Consider the following 20,943-nt stretch of genomic DNA (forward strand, 5'->3'; position numbering starts at 1 on the left):
GGCCGAGGAGCCGCCGCGCCCGGCGCCGGCCAGCGCCCGCCCGCAGCGGCCGACCACCGCGCCGCTGGTCCACTCGCTGCTCCGCAGAGGACCCCCGGCGCTCGCCGCCGCGCGCTGAGGCACGCCGAGGCGCACGCCCGGCAGAGCGCGGCCCCCACCCACGCGTCACCGCCCTCGTTCGGCACGCCCGCCGAGCGACGGCACGCCACACCCTGGCACGCACGGACACGCATCCCTGACCCGAACACTGAGACGAAAGACGTCGAATCCCCATGAGCAAGCGCAACTCCCAAGAGGCCAAGCGCGCCGCCCGTGAGCGGCTCCTCGCGGAGCGACAGAAGCAGAAGAAGAAGGAGAAGATCCGCCGGCAACTGGTCGTCGGCGGCTCGGTGGTGGCCATCCTCGCGATAGCCGCCGGCATAGGCGTGGCCGTCGCCAACATGGACGGCGGCAGCGAAGGGGACGCCACCGACTGGGGCGCGGTCCGCGCCGAGGTCGACGAGAACGCCGACAGCGTCGCCGCGCCCTCCAACACCACCGGCGAGGACGGGCTGACCGTGCTGATCGGCGACCCCGAGGCCGCCAACACCATCACCCTCTACGAGGACCCGCGCTGCCCGTCCTGCGCCGCGTTCGAGCAGGGCGTCGGCGAGTCCATCCACGAGGGCATCGAGAACGGCGACTACAACGTCGAGTACGTCTTCGGCACCTTCCTGGACGAGCGGCTCGGCGGCACCGGCTCCCGGAACGCGGTCTCCGCGCTGGGCGCCGCGCTCGACGTGAGCCCGGAGGCGTTCCAGGGCCTGCACGAGCAGCTCTACGCGGTGGACAACCACCCCTCGGAGTCCACGGACGACTTCGGGAGCGACGAGCGGCTGATCGAACTGGCGCAGAACGTGCCCGAGTTGGAGGGCAACACCGACTTCGAGACGGCCGTGAACAACAGCATGTTCGCCGGCTGGGCGCTCCAGATGTCGGACAAGTTCGACGCGACGGAGGACGTCTCCGGTACCCCGACCATCAAGGTCAACGGGCAGGTCGTGGAGGCGCCTCGGAGCGCCGCCGACTGGGAGGCGATGCTGGCCACCACGCTCGTCGAGGACGACCAGCCGCAGGACGGCGCCGAGGAAGGCACCGAGGAGGGCGACGGCGAGGCTCCCGAGGAAGGCATCGAGGAGGAGTCCGGCACCGAGTAACGGCACCGGGCAACGGCCGCCCTCACCCCAGCGCCGCGCCGACGGGCGGGGCCCCGGGCAACGTCCCGGGTGCGCCCGCCCGTTGGCGTCGGCGGCCCCCGCCGGGTGCCATACGCTTGGGCCTCATGGCAGGGGCGGAACGGGGACAGATCATCGACGGCCGCTTCGAGCTGCTGCGGCGGCTCGGCCGGGGCGGCATGGGCACCGTCTGGTGCGCGCGGGACGTGGCGCTGCACCGAGAGGTCGCCCTGAAGGAGGTGCGGCCCCGCGAGGACCCCGAGGGCGTCGGGCACGTTCCCCCGCCCGAGGTGCTGCGCGAGCGGGTGCTCCGCGAGGCCAGGGCCCTGGCCCGGCTCACCCACCCCCATGTGGTGCGGATCTACCACATCGTGGACGTGGCCCCGCACCCCTGGCTGGTGATGGAGCTGCTGCCCGGCGAGACCCTGCACACCAGGGCGCGGGGCGGCCCCGTCGCGCCGGCGGACGTGATCCGCTGGGGGCGCGACGTGCTCTCCGCGCTACGGGCGGCGCACGCCGCCGGCATCCACCACCGCGACATCAAGCCGGCCAACATCCTGCTGCGCGAGGACGGTTCGGCGGTGCTCACCGACTTCGGGATCGCCGCGCTGTCCGGCGCGCCCAGCTCGCTCACCGCCACCGGCGGGATCGTCGGCTCGCCCGAGTACCTGGCGCCCGAGCGGATCAGGGGCGCCCCCGACGACCCGGCGGCCGACCTGTGGTCGCTGGGCATCACGCTCTACATCCTCACCGAGGGCCACTCGCCGCTGCGCCGGGAGACCACCCTGGCCACCCTGACCGCCGTGCTGGAGGACCCGATACCCCCGCCGGTGCGCTCGGGCCCGCTGACCGGGGCGCTGACGGCGTTGCTCCAGCGCGACCCGGCGGCCCGGCCCAACGCCGAGGCACTCGACGCGATGCTGGCCGAGGCCGCTCGGCTGGCAACGGGCCAGCCCCCGGCGCCCGTTGCCCCGGTGCCCACCCAGCAGGACCTGCCCCTGCCGGCGCCCCCACCGGGAACGCCCACGCCCCCCGCGACCCCGACCCCGACGCCAACCCAGTCCCCGACGCCAACGCCGACCGCGCCGACCACCACGGCCGGGCCGCCCGCGCCGCCCGGCGGCGGCCGCTCCCGTGGCCTGCTCGCGGTGGCCGTGGTGGCCAGCGCGCTGCTCCTGGTCGGCACGCCGACCGCCTGGGTGCTGCTGCGCGACGGCGAAGGCGGCGAGGAACGGGTGGAGGCCGGCCCGACGGTCGGCCCGACGGACGACGCCTCCGCGCCGACGCCCGAGGAGGAGAAGGAGGACCAGACGCCGCCCTCCCCCGTCGAGTCCGACACCGAGACCGAACCCGAGCCGACCCCCGAGGAGTCGGAGGAGCCGGAGCCGACCCCCGAGGAGACCGAGGAGACGACGGAACCGGAACCGGAGCCCGATCCCGAGCCCGACGGGCGCTGGGTGGCGCAGCTCTTCTCCGAGCCGGTCGGCACCGGAGTGGAGACCAGGGACCGCCGGCTGGCCGCCGTCCGGGCCGACGTCCCCGAGGCCGAGGTGCTGCTCAGCGACGACTACGCCTCGCTCAACCCGGGGTACTGGGTGATCTACGCGCCCGGCCCGTTCGCCGACGGCCGCGCGGCGGTGGCCCGTTGCGCCGAGGCGGGCCTGACCACCCGCAACGAGTGCGTCGGCCGCTACCTCAGCCAGGACCCGGCCGACCTGGCGCTGATCTGCGACCCCAGCGGCGGCGGCAGCGGGCGCTGCGCCAAGGAGGACTGAGGGACAACCCGCCCGCGACCGGCGTCAGTCCAACTCGGCGAGGAAGCCCAACGCGATCCGCCAGGTCTCCTCGGCGGCCTCGGCGTCGTAGTCCGGCAGCTCGGGGTCGGTGTAGAGGTGCCCGGCGCCCGGGTAGCGGAAGACCTCCACGTCGGCCCCGGCCCGCCCCATCCGCAGATACCAGGCGGTCAGCCAGTCGTGCGGCTCGAACGGGTCGGGGTCGGCGACATGGAGCTGGGTCGGCAGGTCGTCCACCGCAGCGTCCTGGGCGATGTCCGAGGTCCCGTGGAGCAGCAGCAGGCCGCGCGCCCTGGCGTCGCCGAGCGCGATGGTCTGCGCCAGCGAGCCGCCCAGCGAGAAGCCGGCGTAGACGACGCCCGCGTCCGAGTGCGGGGCGGTGGCGGCGATCGCGCGCCGCAGCAGTTCGTCGCGCCCGATCTCGTCCTTGATCGCCATCCCCTCCTCCACGGTCTCGGCCGTTCGGCCCTCGTAGAGGTCCGGCGTCCACACCCGGTGCCCGGCGGCCCGCAGCCGCTCGGCCGCCGCCAGGACCGCCGGCCGTAGGCCGTAAGCGGAGTGGAGGAGCATGACATCGCTCACGGTGGGGGCTCGCCTTCCCGTCGTCCGGCCTGGTCCGCGAGCCCTGCGGCTCGGGAGTGCCCATCCTGCCAGCTAGCCTGGCCGGGACGACAACGAACGGGACGCACGACCCGGCACGCACCGCCCCGGGCCACACCGACCCGGGCCACCCGGACCAGGAAGAAGAAGCGGAGACGGAACCGATGGATGACGTGCTGCGCCCGCTGCTGGTGATCGGCGGCACCATCACGCTCACCCTGCTCATAGGCTGGCTGATCGACCGGATGCTGCGCATGGCCGACGCCCGGCACGGCGAGACCCGCATCTGGGGTCTGCTGCGCCGCTGCCAGCTGCCGCTCCAGGTGCTGCTGGCCTCGGCCGCCGTGCAGATCACCTACGACCTGTTCGACCTCCAGCTGCGCCGGAACGACGTGGTGCACAGCGTGCTGGCCACCGTCACCATCGCCGCCGCCGCCTGGCTGGCGATTCGGGTGGCCGACGCGGTCGCGGAGAACGTCCTCACCCGCTACGCGGCGCGCACCGACGACCAGGCGCGGGTGCGGCAGTTCCGCACCCAGCTGGTGATGCTGCGCCGGGTCGTCACCTCCGTGCTGGCGGTGGTCGCCGCCGCCGTGGCGATACTGCTGGTCTTCCCCGACCTCCGCGCGCTGGGCACCTCGATGCTGGCCTCGGCCGGCGTCATCGGCATCATCGCCGGCGTGGCCGCCCAGTCGATGCTGGGCAACCTGTTCGCCGGGCTCCAGGTCGCCTTCGGCGACTCGGTGAAGATCGGCGACACCGTGGTGGTCGAGGGCGAGTGGGGCACCGTCGAGGAGATCTCGCTGGCGTTCCTGACGATCCGCATCTGGGACGACCGCCGGCTGACCATGCCGGTCTCCTACTTCAACAGCAAGCCCTACGAGAACTGGTCGCGCGGCGGCCACGAGATCACCGGCACGGTCTTCCTCCACCTGGACCACACCGCGCCCGTCGCCGAACTCCGCAAGCACCTCCAGGAGTTCCTGCTGGGCCGCAAGGACTGGGACGGCCGCAGCTGGAGCCTGGTGATCACCGACACCACGCCCACCACCATCCAGGTGCGGGCCGCGATGTCGGCGCGGAACGCGGACGACGTGTGGACGCTGCGCTGCGCGGTCCGCGAGGAGCTGATCGCCTGGCTGCGGGACAACCACCCCTACGCCCTGCCCCGGGTCGCCACAGGCCCGGCCGCCACGCCGCCCTCCCTGGAGAAGTGACCGCGAGCCCGCGCGGGACCGGGTCGTGTCCGGAAGCCCGCGCGGCGCGGCTCAGCCGTGCGGCAGGCTGCGGCGGTCCAGCTCGTTGAGGACCCGGTCCACCACCTCGGGGTCGGTGCCCGGCTCGCCCCTGGCGTCGAGGACCGCGCGCCGGGCCGCCGACAGCAGCTCCGAGTGCAGGCGCTGCATCTCCCGTACCCGCTGGGTGCGTTGGGTGGCGTACTCGCGCCGGTCCTCCTCCGCGACGCGCGGGGAGAGCCGCATCCCGATGTCGTAGGCGCGCCGCAGCAGCGCCTCGCTGGTCTCCTCGGGGAGGTCCATCTCGTGGGTGATCTCGCGCAGCCGGCGCTTGGCCGCCTTGGCCGCGCGCACCGCCAGCTCGTGCTCCAGCTCCTCCTCGCGGCGGCTGTCCCCGCGCACCCCGAGCCGGTTCGCCAGCCAGGGCAGCGTCAGCCCCTGGATCAGCAGGGTGCCCACCACCACCGTGAACGCGATGAAGATGATCGCGTTCCGCTCCGGGAAGGCGCCCCCGTCGTCCACGGTCAGCGGCACCGCCAGGGCCAGCGCCACCGAGGCCACGCCCCTCATCCCGGACCACCACATGATCACGGTCTCCCGCCAGCTGTGCGGGATGTCCTCGTCCAGGTTGGCCCTGCGGTGCAGCCGCTTGGCGAGCCAGGCCGCCGGCAGCAGCCACAGCAGCCGCACCAGCACGACGGCGACCAGCACCAGGCCGGCGGCGGGCAGCAGTTCGCCCCAGCGCCCTGAGGCGGCGGTGAGCACCACGTTCAGCTCCAGGCCGATCAGGCCGAACGCCACGCCGGTGACCAGCAGGTCCATCACCGCCCAGAAGCTCTGCCCGGTCAGCCGCCCCGTCACGTCGTCCGGGTCGGTGGCCCGTTCGCCCACGAAGAGCGCGGCGACCAGCACCGAGAGCACACCCGAGCCGTGCAGCTCCTCGGCCACCGCGTAGGCGGCGAACGGAGCCAGCAACGTCAGCCCGGTGCGCAGCGTCGCGTCCCCCAGCAGCACCAGCAGCCGGGTGGTGAGCCAGCCGAGGGCCAGCCCGACCACCACCGCGACCAGCGCCGACAGCACCAGCTCCCCGCCGGCCTCCCAGGCGGAGAACGAGCCGGTCACGGCGGCGGTGATGGCCACGTGGTAGAGCGTGATCGCGGTGACGTCGTTGAAGAGCCCCTCGCCCTCCAGGATCGACACCATCCGGCGCGGCAGCCCCAGCCGGCCGGCCACGGCGGTGGCCGCGACCGGGTCCGGCGGCGCGACCAGCGCGCCCAGCGCGATCGCCGGCGCCAACGGCAGGTCCGGCACCACGAGCTGCGCCACCGCGGCCACCGCCGCCGTGGTGACGAAGACCAGCGCCACGGCGAGCAGCAGGATCGGCCGGATGTTGGCGGCGAACTGCCGCCAGGAGGTCCGCTGCACGGCGGCGTAGAGCACCGGGGGCAGCACCAGCGGGAGGATGAACTCCGGCGGCAGCGACACGTCCGGCACCGCCGGCAGCAGCGCCAACCCGCCGCCGAAGACGGTCATCAGCACCGGCGGCGGCACTCTCAGCCACTCCGCCAGCGGCACCATCACGACGGAGCCGAGCAACAGGGCGAAGAGCAGAGTGAGTTGATCCACGTAGTTCTTCCTACGCGCTCTCCGCCCGCAGCACGGCCAAGGCGCGGCCAAGGTCGTCCGGATAGTCGCTGACAAACTCGACCCAGCGGCCGTCCGCCGGGTGCGCGAAGCCCAGCCGCACGGCGTGCAGCCACTGCCGGGTCAGGCCGAGGCGCTTGGCGAGGGTGGGGTCGGCGCCGTAGGTGAGGTCGCCGACGCAGGGGTGACGGTGCGCCGCCAGATGGACCCGGATCTGGTGGGTGCGTCCGGTCTCCAGCCTGATGTCGAGCAGGCTGGCCGCCCGGAACGCCTCGACCAGGTCGTAGTGGGTCACCGCGTGCTTGCCGTCGGCGACCACCGCCCACTTGTAGTCGGCGGTCGGGTGCCGGCCGACGGGCGCGTCGATGGTTCCGGAGAGGGGGTCCGGATGCCCCTGGGCGACCGCGTGGTACCGCTTGTCCACGGTGCGGTCGCGGAACTGCCGCTTCAGCTCCCGGTAGGCCAGCTCGGACTTGGCGACCGCCATCAGCCCCGAGGTGCCCACGTCCAGCCGGTGCACCACGCCCTGGCGTTCGGCCGCGCCCGAGGTGGCGATCCGGTAGCCGGCGGCGGCCAGCCCGCCGATCACGGTCGGCCCGCGCCAGCCGGGGCTGGGGTGCGCCGCGACCCCGACGGGCTTGTCGACGACCACGAGGTCGTCGTCGTCGTGGACGATCGCCATCCCCGGCACCGGCTCGGCCACCACCCGCACCGGGGTCGGCGGCGCCGGCATCTCGACCTCAAGCCAGGAACCCCCGGTCACCCGCTCGGACTTGCCCACCTCGGCGCCGTCGAGCCGCACCTTGCCAGCGGCGGCCAGCTCGGCCGCCTTGGTGCGGGAGAACCCCAACATCCTGGCGAGCGCGGCGTCGACCCGCTCCCCCTCCAGTCCCTCGGGAACGGGCAGTGTCCGGGTTTCGGGAAGCGTGCTCACCCGATCGAGTATGCCCGAAACGGAGTCAGTCCCGGTGCACGGTCCCGTCAGGGTCCAGGCCACGGAAGGAGAGCAGCACGATCAGGATGCCGCCGCAGACGATCGCGGAGTCCGCCAGGTTGAAGACGGCGAAGTGCTTGGGGGCGATGAAGTCGACCACGTGCCCCTCGAAGACGCCGGGGGAACGCAGCAGCCGGTCGGTGAGGTTGCCCAGCGCCCCGCCCAGCAGCAGCCCGAGCGCCACCGCCCAGGGCGCGCTGTAGAGCTTGCGAGCCAGCCGGATGATCACCACGATCACGGCGGTGGCGACGCAGGTGAGGACGACGGTCAGCGTCTCGCCGAAGCCGAAGGCCGCGCCCGGGTTGCGCACCGCCACGAACCGGAGCCACTCTCCGATCACTTCGATCTCGCGGTTGGGGTCCGGGTTCTCCAGGTAGTCGACCACCCAGAGCTTGGTGGCCAGGTCCAGCAGGTAGGCGAGGCCGGCGACGGCGACCAGCACCCCGACCCGGCGCGGGCCGCGCGCGGCCGGCTCGTCCCGGCCGGCCTCCTCGGCGGGCTTGGAGTCATCGGCCGCGGAGTCGTCCTCACGCACGGCGTCCCCGGGGTCCTCGGCGACCGGCTCGGGCTCTTCGGGGGTCTCGATGGTTCGCTCCGCCTCGCTCACGGAACGAGGGTACGACACGGCCGTGCGAGGCTCGGAAGTCCGTCAGAGCCGCCGCTCCTGTTTCTGCTTGCAGTCCACGCAGAGCGTGGCCCGGGGGAAGACCTGCATCCGTGCCTTGCCGATCGGGTCGCCGCAGCTCTCGCAGAGGCCGTAGGTGCCGGCCTCGATGCGGCGCAGCGCGCGCTCGGTCTGGTACAGCATCTCCCGGTTGTTGGTGGTCAGCGCCATCTCGTGCTCGCGGGTCGCGTTCTTCGAGCCGGTGTCCGCCTGGTCGTCGCCGGCGCCGTCGCCCGAGTCCCGCATCAGCCCGGTCAGCGCCTCCTCCGCCGCGCTGATCTCCTCGCGCAGCCGGTCGGCCTCGGCGGTCAGCCCCGCACGGGCCTCGGCGACCTCCTCCGGGGTCCACGGCTCCTCCCCCGCGCGGACCGCGAGGTCGCCCGGGTGGGGCGGGGCCATGGTGCCGGTGGCCTCGGCCCCCGGTTCCGGCTGTCGCGTGGTGCTCTTCTTCGTTGCCACTGCTCGGCTCCTGTCTGCCCGGGCCCCCGCGTCGCTGACGCGATCCCTTCACATAGTGTGATCTTGCTGGCGAATCGTGTCCGGAACGATAAGTCGACCATGGGGCTCCGCCGCGAGGCCACGCCGGACCGCACCTGCGTTGTGCCCCGCCCGGCCCCGGGATAACCGGTCACCGGCGCCCGCCGGACGCCCGTACACTGGGACCCGCGAGAGGCGTTGATGGGGACGAGTAGCGTCGTCAGGCGGCCCGCAGCGACCCGGGGACGGTGGAAGCCCGGGGGCCGGCCCGACGTGAAGATCACCCCGGAGCCGCCGGCAGAAAGCCCCACGCGGGTGAGTAGATCCGGCATCGCGGCCCAACGAGCGGGTCGGGCAGGCCAGTTGGCGGCCCCGGCCAAGGAGGGTGGTACCGCGGGAGCGCGCGCTCTCGTCCCTCCGGACGGAGAACGCACGCAGGTGTCCCGCCGGAGGACGATCCGATGACGCAGCAGTACCGCCATGTACCGCCCCAGGTGGAGTTGCCCGCCCTGGAGCACGAGATCCTGGAGCTGTGGGAGCGGAACAAGACCTTCGCCCGCAGCCTGGAGCAGTCCGAGGGCCGCCCCGAGTGGGTCTTCTACGAGGGCCCGCCCACCGCCAACGGCCGGCCCGGCACCCACCACATCGAGGCCCGGGTCTTCAAGGACGTCTTCCCCCGCTTCCGCACCATGCGCGGCTACCACGTGACGCGGAAGGCCGGCTGGGACTGCCACGGCCTGCCCGTCGAGCTGGCCGTGGAGAAGGAGCTGGGCTTCACCGGCAAGCAGGACATCGAGGCGTACGGCATCGCCGAGTTCAACGCCAGGTGCCGCGAGTCGGTGACCCGCCACACCGACGCGTTCGACGAGCTGACCCGCCGCATGGGCTACTGGGTCGACCTGCCGAACGCCTACCGCACCATGGACCCCGAGTACATCGAGTCGGTCTGGTGGTCGCTCAAGCAGATCTTCGACAGGGGCCTGCTCGTCCAGGACCACCGGGTGGCCCCCTGGTGCCCGCGCTGCGAGACGGGGCTGTCGGACCACGAGCTGGCGCAGGGCTACGAGACGGTCGTCGACCCCTCCGTCTATGTCCGCTTCCCGCTCACCTCGGGCCCGCTGGCCGGCCGGGCCGCGCTGCTGGTGTGGACGACCACCCCCTGGACGCTGGTCTCCAACACGGCGGTCGCCGCCCACCCCGAGGTCACCTACGTCGTGGCGGCCAACGGCGAGGAGCGCCTCGTCGTCGCCGAGCCGCTGGTGGAGCGGGCCCTGGGCGAGGGCTGGGAGCGGACGGGCGAGACGTTCACCGGCGCCGAGATGGAGCGCTGGACCTACCAACGCCCGTTCCAGTCGCTGGACTTCGGCGGCTCGGACGCGCACTACGTGGTGAACGCCGACTATGTCACCACCGAGGACGGCACCGGGCTGGTCCACCAGTCCCCCGCCTTCGGCGAGGACGACCTGCGGACCTGCCGCTCCTACGGCCTGCCGGTGCTCAACCCGGTCCGCGCCAACGGCACCTTCGAGGAGGGCCTTGAGCTGGTCGGCGGCCAGTTCTTCAAGAAGGCGGACGAGGCGCTGACCGCCGACCTGGCCGCGCGCGGGCTGCTGTTCGCGCACGTCGCCTACGAGCACAGCTATCCACACTGCTGGCGGTGCCACACCCCGCTGCTCTACTACGCACAGCCGTCCTGGTACATCCGCACCACCGCCGTGCGCGACAAGCTGCTGCGGGAGAACGAGCGCACCGCCTGGTACCCGGAGTCCGTCAAGCACGGCCGCTACGGGGACTGGCTCAACAACAACGTGGACTGGGCGCTCTCCCGCAACCGCTACTGGGGCACCCCGCTGCCCATCTGGCGCTGCGCGGACGGCCACCTCACCTGCGTCGGCTCGCTGGCCGAGCTGAGCGAGCTGACCGGCGCCGACCAGTCGGGCCTCGACCCGCACCGGCCCTATGTCGACGCGGTCACCTTCGACTGCCCGGCCGAGGGCTGCGCGCTGACCGCCGAGCGGGTGCCGGAGGTGATCGACGGCTGGTACGACTCGGGCTCGATGCCGTTCGCGCAGTGGGGATACCCGTACCGCAACCGGGAGATGTTCGAGCGGCACTACCCGGCGCAGTACATCTGCGAGGGCATCGACCAGACCCGCGGCTGGTTCTACACGCTGATGGCCGTCGGCACCCTGGTCTTCGACCGCTCGTCCTACGAGTCGGTGGTCTGCCTCGGGCTGATCCTCGCCGAGGACGGCCGGAAGATGTCCAAGCACCTGGGCAACATCCTGGAGCCGATCCCGCTGATGGAACAGCACGGCGCGGACGCGGTGCGCTGGTTCATGGCGGCCGGCGGCTCCCCGTGGGCGGCCCGCAGGGTCGGACACGGCACGATCCAGGAGGTGGTGCGCAAGACGCTGCTCACCTACTGGAACACGGTGGCCTTCCAGGCCCTCTACGCCCGCACCGGCGGCTGGGCGCCCGGCGGGAGCGACCCGGCGCCGGCCGACCGGCCGCTGCTGGACCGCTGGGTGCTGAGCGAGCTGAACGCGCTGGTCAAGATGGTCACCGAGGCCATGGAGAACTTCGACACCCAGCGCGCCGGCAAGCTGGTATCCACCTTTGTCGACGACCTCTCCAACTGGTATGTCCGCCGCTCCCGGCGCCGCTTCTGGCAGGCCGACCCGGCCGCGCTGCGCACCCTGCACGACGTGCTGGAGACGGTGACCCGGCTGATGGCGCCGCTGGTCCCGTTCATCACCGAGCGGGTCTGGCAGGACCTGGTGGTGCCGGTGACCCCGGACGCCCCCGACTCGGTGCACCTGGCGACCTGGCCGGAGGCCGACCCCTCGCTGGTCGACGCCGACCTCTCCAGCGACATGCTGCTGGTGCGCAGGCTGGTCGAGTTGGGCCGGGCCACCCGCGCCGAGTCCGGCGTGAAGACCCGCCAGCCGCTGAGCCGGGCGCTGGTCGCGGCCCAGGGCTTCGAGCTGCTCGGCGACGACCTGCGCGAGCAGATCGCCGAGGAGCTGAACGTGGTCGCGCTCGGCGGCCTGGCCGAGATGGGCGGCTCGCTCGTCGACACCTCGGCGAAGGCCAACTTCCGCGCGCTGGGCCGCCGTTTCGGCAAGGGCACCCAGCCCGTCGCCCGCGCCATCGCCGAGGCGGACGCCGCCGAGCTGTCGGCGGCGCTGCGCACCGGCTCGGCCTCTGTGGAGGTCGACGGAGAACGGGTCGCGCTCAGCCCGGAGGAGGTCATCATCACCGAGACCCCCCGCGAGGGCTGGGCGGTGGCCTCGGACACCGGCGCGACGGTCGCGCTGGACCTGGAGATCACCCCGGAGCTGCGCCGGGCCGGGCTGGCCAGGGACGTGATCCGGCTGATCCAGGAGGCGCGGAAGAACAGTGGTCTGGAGGTCGCCGACCGGATCGCGGTCCGCTGGACCTCCGAGGACGAGGAGATGGCGCGGGCGTTGACCGACCACCAGGCGCTGGTCTCCAGCGAGGTGCTGGCGAGCGACTTCGCCGAGGGCACCGGCGGGGACGACTTCCTGGGCCCGTTCGGCGACGAGGCGCTGGGCGCCACCTTCTGGCTGCGCCGCGTCTGAGATCACGCGAAGGGGCGGGCCCGGACTCCTCGGAGTCCGGGCCCGCCCCTCGATGATCTGACCGTCTATGCCGAACGGTCGGCCGGCCTCGAGCCGGCGCGACCCGGCGTCAGTTGTCGTCCTCGTCGATCAGGAAGCCGCGCATCGGCGACGGCGCCTGCTGCACCGGCTGCGGGCCCTGCGGCCGCACCGGCGCCATCGGCTGCGTCATCGCCGGCGACATCTGCTGCTGACCGCCGTACGACGAGGGGCCGTTGGGGCCGGGGCCGCCGTGACCGCCGTGGCCGCCCATCTGCTGGTTGCCGCCGAGGGACTGGTGTCCGCCGAGGGTGCCGTTGCCCGGGCCGCCGGTGGGCGCGCCGGCCGAGGCCAGCGAGGGCTGCGGCGAAGGCGGCAGCGAGGGCGCCGGCGCGGCGGGCGAGCGGGGCGGGGCGAGCGAGTCGTCGGACTGGCTCTCCAACTGCCGCAGCTGGCTCTCCAGATACGACTTCAGCCGGGTGCGGTACTCGCGCTCGAAGCCGCGCAGGTCCTCGACCTTGCGCTCCAGCGTGGCGCGGGCGGACTCCAGGGAGCCCATCGCGACACGGTGCTTCTCCTGCGCGTCCCGCTCCAGGGCGTCGGCCTTGGCACGGGCGTCCCGCTCCAGACCCTCGGCGCGGCTACGGGCCTCACCGACGATCTTGTTCGCCTCGGAACGCGCCTCGGCGATCGCCTGGTCGGCGGTCTGCTGGGCCAACGACAGCACCCGCGCGGCGCTCTCGTTGCCGCCGCCGGGCTGCTGCATCGGGCCGTGGCCGCCCATCGGGCCGGGACCGCCGGGACCGCCGGGGCCACCGTGTCCACCCATCGGCACCGGGGCGCCGGGGTGTTGCTGGCCGCCGGGGCCGCCCATCGGGCCACCGGGACCGCCCATCGGACCAGGGCCACCGGGGCCACCCATGGGGCCAGGCCCACCGGGGCCATGACCCTGCGGGCCACCGGGGCCGGCGGGCAGCTGGGGCGGGCCGCCCATCTGCTGCTGCTGGCCCGGACCTGATATGGCCGGCATGGGCCCGCCACCGGGCCCGCCAGGCCGCTCCTGCGGCTCCGGTTTGCGCATGTTCTGTTGGTTCTGCGCGGCCGCTCTGGTGGCGGCGGCCAACTTGGCGCGCAGATCCTCGTTCTCTCGGAGCAGCCTGGTCAGCTCCGCCTCAACCTCGTCGAGGAAGGCATCGACCTCGTCCTCGTCGTAGCCTTCTCGCAGACGGACGGTCGTGAACTGCTTGTTCCGCACGTCCTCGGGGGTCAGCGGCATCTCTTCACCTCAACGTAAATCGTCGGCATAGCGGCAAGACCGTACTCGTTCACAGGCTGGCCACGACGTTGATCAGGATGTAGACGATGATCATCAACACGAAGAAGGACAGATCAAGCGCCACACCCCCGAAGCGCAGCTGAGGGAGGACCCTCCGCAGCGTCTTCAGTGGCGGATCTGTGACAGTGTAGGTGGCTTCCAGGGCGACAATCATCGGCTTGCTGCCGGGCGACCAGGAGCGCGCGAACAACTGGACCCAGTCCATCACGAGTCGGAAGAGCAGCAGCCCGAGGAAGCAGTACAAGGCGATCAACAGCACTTGTTGAACGATGCCCATCCCGCCGGTACCTCTCCCCTGGTCCGTGCCCGGCCTCGCGCCGGGTCACAACTCCGTCTTCCGATGCGCCTGCTGTCAGCTCTGGTTGAAGAACCCACCCTCAGCGATGCGGGCCTTGTCCTCCGCCGTTACATCGACGTTAGCAGGCGACAACAGGAAGACCTTCTGTGTCACTCGCTCGATGCTGCCATGCAGACCGAAGACCAGACCAGCCGCAAAGTCGACAAGTCGCTTCGCGTCCGTGTCGTCCATCTCGGTCAGATTCATGATCACCGGGGTCCCCTCGCGGAAGTGTTCCCCGATGGTACGGGCCTCGTTGTAGGTCCTGGGGTGCAGCGTGGTGATCCGGTACGGCTCCCGCTCTGACACGACCTTGGGCATGATCACCGGCGCGCTCTTCTCCACGTTCTGGCGTTCTGGTGTGATGGAAGACACGGGAGCGATCCTCCCGGGCCGTCTGCTCTCCGTCAGCACGGGAGCGGGTGTCGGCTCCGTCTCCCGTTGGGCCGGCGGGTGGATCACCCGGGCCGGCTCGTCCGCGCGTTCTCTCGCCGGGGGTTCGTGCGCCGCCTGGCGCCTGTTCCGCTCCGGCTCGGGCTCGGGTTCGAACTCGTCATCGGGGCCGTACCCCGGGCGGTCGTAGCCGTCGTCCTCCACGAGGCCGAGGTAGACCGCCATCTTGCGCATCGCGCCAGCCACGCTTGCGTCCTCCGCTCTGTGGTGGATCGGCTTCGGCCGGAAGGGCCGGGAGATCCACGATATCTGCGCTAACCTGCCCGAATTACTCGGGAATGACCATATTTTCGACTGTGGCCCCTCGTTTGGCGACGTTACCCGAGGGCGGGGCGCACGCCGAGTACCGCGCTCCCAACGCGTACGTGTGTCGCCCCCGCGGCGATCGCCTCCTCCAGATCGGCACTCATGCCGGCAGAGACCATGTTCGCAGCAGGATCGGTCGTGCGCAGGTCCCTGGAAATTTCTATCAGTCGGTCAAAGGCCGCCGCCGGGCGTCCCGCGAGGGCTCCGGAGAGCGGGGCGACCGTCATCAGCCCGGCCAGGCGCAGCCCGGGAGCCTCGACGATCGCCCGGGCCAGCGCGCCCACCTCGGCCGGAGCCGCCCCGCCGCGCCCCTCGCCCAGGCCCGACTCCTTTTCCAACGCGACCTGAATCAGACAGTTCAGCGAGGGGCGTTCCCGTCGACCCACCGCTGCCGACAGGGCGTTGACCAGCTTTATCCGATCCACGGAATGCACATAATCCGCATAACCGGCCACCGAACGCGCCTTGTTTGTCTGCAACTGCCCCACAAAGTGCCAGACCAGCGGGAGATCCGCGCACGCGGCGGCCTTTTCGACGGCCTCCTGGTCACGGTTCTCCGCGAATTCCCGCACCCCGAGCCCGGCCAGCAGCCGGACGTCCTCGGCCGGATACGTCTTGCTGACCACCACCAGGGTCACCTCGGACCTGGCGCGCCCGGCCGCTTCGCACGCCCCCTGGATGCGCTCCTCCACCCGGGCGAGGTTGGCGGCCAGCTCGGCGGCGCGCGCCCCCCTGTCCGTCATCGCGCCACCCACACATAGCTGGCCTGCCGGCCGGTGGTTGACGCACGCCGGTAGGAGAAGTGCGCCTCAGACTCCAGGGTGCAGACCGGCGAGGAGGCGACGTCGGCGACGCCCGCCTCGGCCAACTGCCGCCGCACGCCCGCCGGGATGTCGATCGCCGGGGTCCCCCAGGAGGTGGTGGTCCCACTGCCGGGCACCGCCTCGCCGGCCAGCCGGGCCAGTTCCTCCGGAACCTCGTAGCAGCGGCCGCAGATCGCGGGCCCGGTGCGCGCCACCATCCGCTCCGGGCGTGCGCCCAGCGCGACCATCGCCTTGACGGTGGCCGGCACCACCCCGGCCAACAGCCCCGGCCTGCCGGCGTGCGCCGCGCCGGCCACGCCGGCTTCCGGATCGGCCACCAGCACGGGAACGCAGTCGGCGGTCACCACCGCCAGGGCCAGCCCGCGCTCGGCGGTCACCAGCCCGTCCACCTCGGGGGGTTCACCGTTGGCCGGCGACTCCTCGGCCACCGCCACCTCGCCGCCGTGCACCTGGCGCATCCACCGCACGCGGGCCGGTTCGAGACCCAGATCGGCCGCGACGGCGGCGCGGTTGGCGGCGACGGCGGCCGGGTCGTCGCCCACGGCGTCGCCCAGGTTGCGGCTGGCACGGGGAGCGGCGCTCACCCCGCCCTCCCTGTCGGTGAAGGCGAAGTGCGCGCCGCTCGGGGTGCTCTCTCGGGTTATCACTTCAGGAAGTCGGGCACATCGAGTTCCTCGGCCTGACCGCCCTCGTACGGGCGGGCCGGGGGGACCTGCGGGGACGTCCTGGGCGTCTCGCGGACGGGCTCGACCGGCGAGGGCTCGCCGTCCCGGTCGGAGAGCGAGGCGGGCTCGCGCGCCGGAAGGGTGCCGAGGCCGCCGAACGACGGGCGCTCCGGCTCCGGTTCGCTCGACCGCTCGCCGCCCAGCGTGCTCGACTCGTCCTTGGCGCCGTACCCGGCGAGGCTCTTGTCGCGGTTCCTGGAGGGCGGCTGGCCGCCGTCGAAGCCGGCGGCGATCACGGTGACCCTGACCTCGTCGCCCAGGGCGTCGTCGATCACGGCGCCGAAGATGATGTTGGCCTCCGGGTGCGCGGCCTCGCTGACGAGTTGGGCGGCCTCGTTGATCTCGAAGAGGCCGAGGTCGGAGCCGCCGGAGATGGACAGCAGGACGCCCCGCGCGCCGTCGATGGACGCCTCCAGCAGCGGCGAGGAGATCGCCATCTCGGCGGCGGCCACCGCGCGGTCGTCCCCGCGCGCCGAACCGATCCCCATCAGGGCGGAACCGGCCTCGGACATAACGGACTTGACGTCGGCGAAGTCGAGGTTGATCAGGCCGGGGGTGGTGATCAGGTCGGTGATGCCCTGGACACCGGAGAGGAGCACCTGGTCGGCCGACTTGAAGGCGTCAAGAACGCTCACCTGCCGATCGGAGATCGACAGCAGTCGGTCGTTGGGGATGACGATGAGGGTGTCGACCTCGTCGCGGAGGCTGGCGATGCCGTCCTCGGCCTGGTTGGCGCGCCGCCGGCCCTCGAAGGTGAACGGGCGGGTGACCACGCCGATGGTCAGGGCCCCCAGGGAACGTGCGATGTTCGCCACCACCGGGGCGCCGCCCGTGCCGGTGCCGCCGCCCTCCCCCGCCGTGACGAAGACCATGTCGGCCCCCTTGAGGACCTCCTCGATCTCCTCGCGGTGGTCCTCGGCAGCCTTGCGTCCCACCTCGGGGTTGGCGCCGGCGCCGAGACCCCTGGTCAGTTCGCGGCCGACGTCCAGCTTGACGTCGGCGTCGCTCATCAGCAGCGCCTGCGCATCGGTGTTGATCGCGATGAACTCGACGCCCTTGAGACCGACCTCGATCATCCGGTTGATGGCGTTGACGCCACCGCCGCCGATACCGACGACCTTGATGACTGCGAGGTAGTTCTGCGGTGCTGCCACGTCGAAGGCCTCTCGCCTCGATTTACGTGTCGCCGCTCCACGTGATGCCGCAGCGCGCCGACTGATGCCGATGGGACGGGGGATAAGCCGTCCCGAACCCTATCGCTCAAGTTTAGGGTTACCTGTGCTTGCCGATCCTTGGATTCCTAGGAACGGACACTAAGTCGATAAGTGGTGCGCGTTCAACGAACACGCCGAACCTCCTGTTTTTCTTTTCACCCTATGTGATCACGGCCCGGAACCGTCAACCAGGGTGTGGCCTGCGGCGATGTGACGCGTGGTCAACGGTGGTCAACCCCCCGACGCGGCCGGGACGCTGGGCGCGCTGACGTCGAAGTGCCGTGCGTCTCCTGCCGCGTTGAACAGCGTACGCAGCGCCTCGGCCTTGGCGTCGGAGTCCTCGGCGCTGCCCCAGCGGACGGTGCGGTCGCGCGACAACTCCAGCGTGATGGCGTCGAAGGAGGCGACCGAGACCACCCGGAGGTCGTCCCGCACCTCACCGGGCAGCGCGGCCAGCACCGAGGCGGCCTCGGCGCGCAGCCGCTCCTCGCCGAACCGCCGCCAGCTCGCCTCGTTCCCCGCCGTCGGCTCCCGCAGTTCGAGCAACGGAACGCCGTCCAGCGCGGCGGGGTTCTCGGCGAAGGCCACCCCGTCGTCGTCGACCTCGGCGAAGCCGTCGGCGGTGACCTCCTGGAGCACGGCCACCCGCTCGACGACCTTCAGCGAGACCCCGTCGGGCCAGGCGCGCACCACCCGCACGCTGTCCAGGCGCGGCAGCTCGGCCAGCAGCCGGGCGCCGACGGCGCCCTTGTCCAGCGAGGCCATCGGGGAGCCGACCGGCACCGAGGCGGCGGCGAGGATCTCCTCCTCAGTCAACTCCCTTGGTCCCTCCGTCCAGTTGACCGAGACCCGGTCGATCCGCAGCCAGTCGGAGCCGTAGAGCGCCCAGGTGCCGAAGCCGCCCAGCAGGGCCGCCAGCACCGTCCACGCCAGCAGCACGCGGGGCCTGGGCAGCCAGGCCGGGCCGCGCCGGGGCGGGCGCCGGGAGGGCGGGCCGGCGTCCGACTGACGGCGTTCACCGCCGCGTTCGGCGGTCGTTACTCCGGCCACGCTCCCAACTCCCTTGCCTCGCGCGTTCCGTGTCGCTAGCCCCGGCGCGCCGCGATGGCCTCGTGCACCATGCCGACCAGCAGGTCGTCCGCGTCCCTGCGGCCGAACTCGGCGGCCGCGTTGGACATCGCGTGCAGTCGGCCGGCGTCGGTGAGCACCGGCAGCACGTTCTCCCTGACCCACTCGGGGGTCAGCTCGGCGTCGTCGATGAGCAGTCCGCCGCCCGCCTTGACCAGCGGCTGGGCGTTGAGCCGCTGTTCGCCGTTGCCGATGGGCAGCGGGACATAGGCGGCCGGCAGGCCCACGGCGGACAGTTCGGCGACGGTCATGGCGCCGGCCCGGCAGAGCATCATGTCGGCCGCCGCGTAGGCCAGGTCCATCCGGTCCACATAGGCGACCGGGACGTAGGGCGGCATCCCCGGCATGGTGTCCACCTGGGGCAGCTCGTTCTTCGGGCCGACCGCGTGCAGCACCTGGACCCCGGAGCGCTGGAGCACGGGGACGGCGGCGGCGATCACCTCGTTGAGGCGGCGGGCGCCCTGGGAGCCGCCGGAGACCAGCAGCGTCGGCAGGTTGGCGTCCAGGCCGAAGTAGGAACGCGCCTGGGCGCGGGTGGCGGCGCGGTTGAGCGTGGCGATGGAACGGCGCAGCGGGATGCCCACGTAGCGCGCGTGCCGCAGCTTGCTGTCCGGGGTGGAGACGGCGACGAAGCGGGTGTAGCGCGCGCCGATCCGGTTGGCGAGCCCGGGGCGGGCGTTGGCCTCGTGCACCACGATCGGCACCCGCTGCCGCTTGGCGGCGAGATAGCCGGGCAGCGCGACATAGCCGCCGAAGCCCACCACGCAGTCGGCCTTGGTGCGTTCGATGATCTCCTCGGCCGCCTTGATGGTGCCCCGCAACCTGCCGGGCACGGTGATCAGTTCGGGGGTGGGTTTGCGCGGCAGCGGCACGGCGGGGATCAGCCCCAACTCGTAGCCCCGCTCCGGCACCAGACGGGTCTCCAGGCCACGCTCCGTGCCGAGGGCCGTGATGCCCACCGTCGGATCGTGTCTGCGCAGGGCGTCCGCCAGGGCGAGCGCGGGCTCGATGTGGCCGGCGGTCCCTCCGCCAGCGAGGACTACATGCACCGAATTTCACCGCTCTCCGGACGGCGTCGACCTCGCACGCCGTCTCATCGTCTTTCTTCTGTGCCCTTCCGACCGCATGGCCAGGGCGGCCCTGGCCGCCGGCTCGCCGCGCGCGAAGGCGATCAGCAGTCCGACGGCGAACATGGTGGGCAGCAGGGCGGAACCCCCGTAGGAGAACAGCGGGAGGGGCACACCGGCGATCGGCAGCAGACCCAGCACGGCACCGATGTTGATCACGGTCTGGGTCATCAGCCAGGCGGTCACACCTCCCGCGGCGTACCTCACGAAGGGGTCCTCCGTGCGTCCGGCCACGCGGATACCCGCATAGCCTAGAGCCGCGAAGAGACCGAGGACCGACAGCGTCCCCGCAAGTCCCAGCTCCTCCCCGGTGATGGCGAAGATGAAGTCCGTGTGAGGCTCGGGTAGTTCGCCCCATTTCTCCACGCTGGCGCCGAGCCCCGAGCCGAACCAGCCCCCGGAGGCCAGCGCGTAGATCCCGTGCACGGCCTGCCAACAGCGGTCGTTGGGGCCGGGGTCGGTGGCGCCCAGGCAGGCGAGGCGGTCCATCCGGTGCGGGGCGGTGGTGACGAAGAGCACGAAGAGGACGGCGGCGGCGGCGAGCACCCCGCCGAAGAGCCGGGTGGGGGCGCCGGCCAGCCACAGCAGCGAGAAGAGGATGCCGACCAGGATCATCACGGTGCCCATGTCGCCGCCGACCATCACCAGGCCGCAGACCAGCAGGGCTCCGGGGATCAGCGGGATCAGCAGGTGCCGCCACTGGGTGAGCAGCCCCCGTTCGCCCTTGCGGGCCAGCAGGTCGGCGCCCCACAGCAGCAGGCCCAGCTTGCCGAACTCGCTGGGCTGGAGCTGGAACGATCCGCCGACGGCGATCCAGCTGGTGGAGCCGTTGACCTCGACGCCGATGCCGGGGACCTGGACGAGCACCAGCAGCACCACGGCGAAGGCGAGGAACGGGTAGGTCAGCGCGCGCAGCAGCCGCACCGGGACGCGGGAGGCGATCAGCAGCAGCACGGCGCCGAGGACGGCGGCCAGCAGCTGCTTGCGGAAGTAGAAGGTGGCCGGGTGTTGGAAGCGGAGGGCCTGGATCTGGGAGGCGGAGAAGACCATCACCAGGCCGAGCAGGGTGATCAGCGCGGTGGTGCCCAGCAGCACGTAGTAGGCGGTCAGCGGGCGGTCCCAGGCGGCGCGGAGGCGTTCGATGAACCGGGGCGGGCGCGGCCCGCGCACCGGGCGCGCGGCGGGGATCTCGCGCCGACGTTCCCGCACCGGGCGCGCGGCGCGCTCCCGTTGGGCGCCGCGCGCCGCC

Annotated in this window: 18 protein-coding genes; 4 read left to right on the forward strand and 14 right to left on the reverse strand. The window is 72.4% G+C overall.

Features of this window, described 5'->3' with window-relative positions; translation table 11 throughout:
* Positions 1–272 precede the first annotated feature (272 nt).
* A complete protein-coding gene (locus tag EBN88_RS19180; RefSeq protein ID WP_122185139.1) occupies positions 273–1,196 on the forward strand; it encodes a thioredoxin domain-containing protein in 924 nt (307 codons plus the stop codon).
* 125 nt (positions 1,197–1,321) lie between these two features.
* On the forward strand, positions 1,322–2,989 hold the full coding sequence (locus EBN88_RS19185; protein ID WP_122185140.1) for a serine/threonine-protein kinase: 1,668 nt from the start codon (positions 1,322–1,324) through the stop codon (positions 2,987–2,989).
* A 24-nt stretch (positions 2,990–3,013) separates the two neighbouring features.
* Here the strand turns inward: EBN88_RS19185 and EBN88_RS19190 are convergent, their stop codons facing one another.
* Entirely contained in the window at positions 3,014–3,577 is a 564-nt protein-coding gene (locus EBN88_RS19190) for a dienelactone hydrolase family protein (protein ID WP_122185141.1), read from the reverse strand.
* Positions 3,578–3,771: 194 nt separating this feature from the next.
* On the opposite strand from EBN88_RS19190, the gene EBN88_RS19195 reads away from it, so the two are divergent.
* Positions 3,772–4,824: a mechanosensitive ion channel family protein gene (locus EBN88_RS19195; protein ID WP_122185142.1), complete on the forward strand. Its 1,053-nt coding sequence runs from the start codon at positions 3,772–3,774 to the stop codon at positions 4,822–4,824.
* Between the two features lie 51 nt (positions 4,825–4,875).
* Here EBN88_RS19195 and EBN88_RS19200 read toward each other — a convergent pair whose 3' ends face one another.
* Genes EBN88_RS19200 through EBN88_RS19215 form a run of 4 tightly spaced genes read right to left on the reverse strand, consistent with a single transcriptional unit; the run spans position 4,876 to position 8,603 of the window.
* On the reverse strand, positions 4,876–6,468 hold the full coding sequence (locus EBN88_RS19200) for a Na+/H+ antiporter (protein ID WP_122185143.1): 1,593 nt from the start codon (positions 6,466–6,468) through the stop codon (positions 4,876–4,878).
* Between the two features lie 10 nt (positions 6,469–6,478).
* Positions 6,479–7,420, reverse strand: a complete 942-nt coding sequence (locus tag EBN88_RS19205; protein WP_122185144.1) for an RluA family pseudouridine synthase — start codon at positions 7,418–7,420, stop codon at positions 6,479–6,481.
* A 25-nt stretch (positions 7,421–7,445) separates the two neighbouring features.
* On the reverse strand, positions 7,446–8,087 hold the full coding sequence (gene lspA / locus EBN88_RS19210; RefSeq protein ID WP_122185145.1) for a signal peptidase II: 642 nt from the start codon (positions 8,085–8,087) through the stop codon (positions 7,446–7,448).
* 42 nt (positions 8,088–8,129) lie between these two features.
* Positions 8,130–8,603 (reverse strand): TraR/DksA family transcriptional regulator, encoded by a 474-nt coding sequence (locus EBN88_RS19215; protein ID WP_233580790.1) that lies wholly within the window; start codon positions 8,601–8,603, stop codon positions 8,130–8,132.
* 479 nt (positions 8,604–9,082) lie between these two features.
* Between EBN88_RS19215 and ileS the strand changes: the two genes are divergently transcribed.
* Entirely contained in the window at positions 9,083–12,226 is a 3,144-nt protein-coding gene (gene ileS / locus EBN88_RS19220) for an isoleucine--tRNA ligase (RefSeq protein ID WP_122185146.1), read from the forward strand.
* A 109-nt stretch (positions 12,227–12,335) separates the two neighbouring features.
* Here the strand turns inward: ileS and EBN88_RS19225 are convergent, their stop codons facing one another.
* The 9 genes from EBN88_RS19225 to ftsW all read right to left on the reverse strand — a co-directional run bounded on the left by EBN88_RS19225 (position 12,336) and on the right by ftsW (position 20,903).
* The gene (locus EBN88_RS19225) at positions 12,336–13,520 is read right to left on the reverse strand and encodes a DivIVA domain-containing protein (protein WP_122185147.1); all 1,185 of its coding nucleotides are present in this window, start codon (positions 13,518–13,520) and stop codon (positions 12,336–12,338) included.
* A 49-nt stretch (positions 13,521–13,569) separates the two neighbouring features.
* Complete coding sequence (locus tag EBN88_RS19230) at positions 13,570–13,857, reverse strand: YggT family protein (RefSeq protein ID WP_122185148.1); 288 nt, start codon at positions 13,855–13,857, stop codon at positions 13,570–13,572.
* A gap of 75 nt (positions 13,858–13,932) precedes the next feature.
* The gene (locus tag EBN88_RS19235) at positions 13,933–14,556 is read right to left on the reverse strand and encodes a cell division protein SepF (protein WP_122185149.1); all 624 of its coding nucleotides are present in this window, start codon (positions 14,554–14,556) and stop codon (positions 13,933–13,935) included.
* 131 nt (positions 14,557–14,687) lie between these two features.
* Positions 14,688–15,419, reverse strand: coding sequence for a YggS family pyridoxal phosphate-dependent enzyme (locus EBN88_RS19240; RefSeq protein WP_122185156.1), 732 nt, complete (start codon positions 15,417–15,419; stop codon positions 14,688–14,690).
* Entirely contained in the window at positions 15,416–16,147 is a 732-nt protein-coding gene (gene pgeF, locus EBN88_RS19245; protein ID WP_122185150.1) for a peptidoglycan editing factor PgeF, read from the reverse strand. The genes EBN88_RS19240 and pgeF overlap by 4 nt, the downstream gene beginning before the upstream one ends.
* Entirely contained in the window at positions 16,144–17,379 is a 1,236-nt protein-coding gene (gene ftsZ, locus EBN88_RS19250) for a cell division protein FtsZ (RefSeq protein WP_122185151.1), read from the reverse strand. The genes pgeF and ftsZ overlap by 4 nt, the downstream gene beginning before the upstream one ends.
* Positions 17,380–17,670: 291 nt before the next feature.
* Positions 17,671–18,489 (reverse strand): cell division protein FtsQ/DivIB, encoded by an 819-nt coding sequence (locus EBN88_RS19255; protein WP_122185152.1) that lies wholly within the window; start codon positions 18,487–18,489, stop codon positions 17,671–17,673.
* A 35-nt stretch (positions 18,490–18,524) separates the two neighbouring features.
* Entirely contained in the window at positions 18,525–19,616 is a 1,092-nt protein-coding gene (gene murG / locus EBN88_RS19260; protein ID WP_122185153.1) for an undecaprenyldiphospho-muramoylpentapeptide beta-N-acetylglucosaminyltransferase, read from the reverse strand.
* Between the two features lie 6 nt (positions 19,617–19,622).
* The gene (gene ftsW / locus EBN88_RS19265) at positions 19,623–20,903 is read right to left on the reverse strand and encodes a putative lipid II flippase FtsW (protein ID WP_122185154.1); all 1,281 of its coding nucleotides are present in this window, start codon (positions 20,901–20,903) and stop codon (positions 19,623–19,625) included.
* Positions 20,904–20,943: the final 40 nt, after the last annotated feature.

This window comes from Streptomyces triticirhizae, assembly GCF_003696235.1.
In the GTDB taxonomy this organism is placed as follows: Bacteria; Actinomycetota; Actinomycetes; order Streptomycetales; family Streptomycetaceae; genus Streptomyces; species Streptomyces triticirhizae.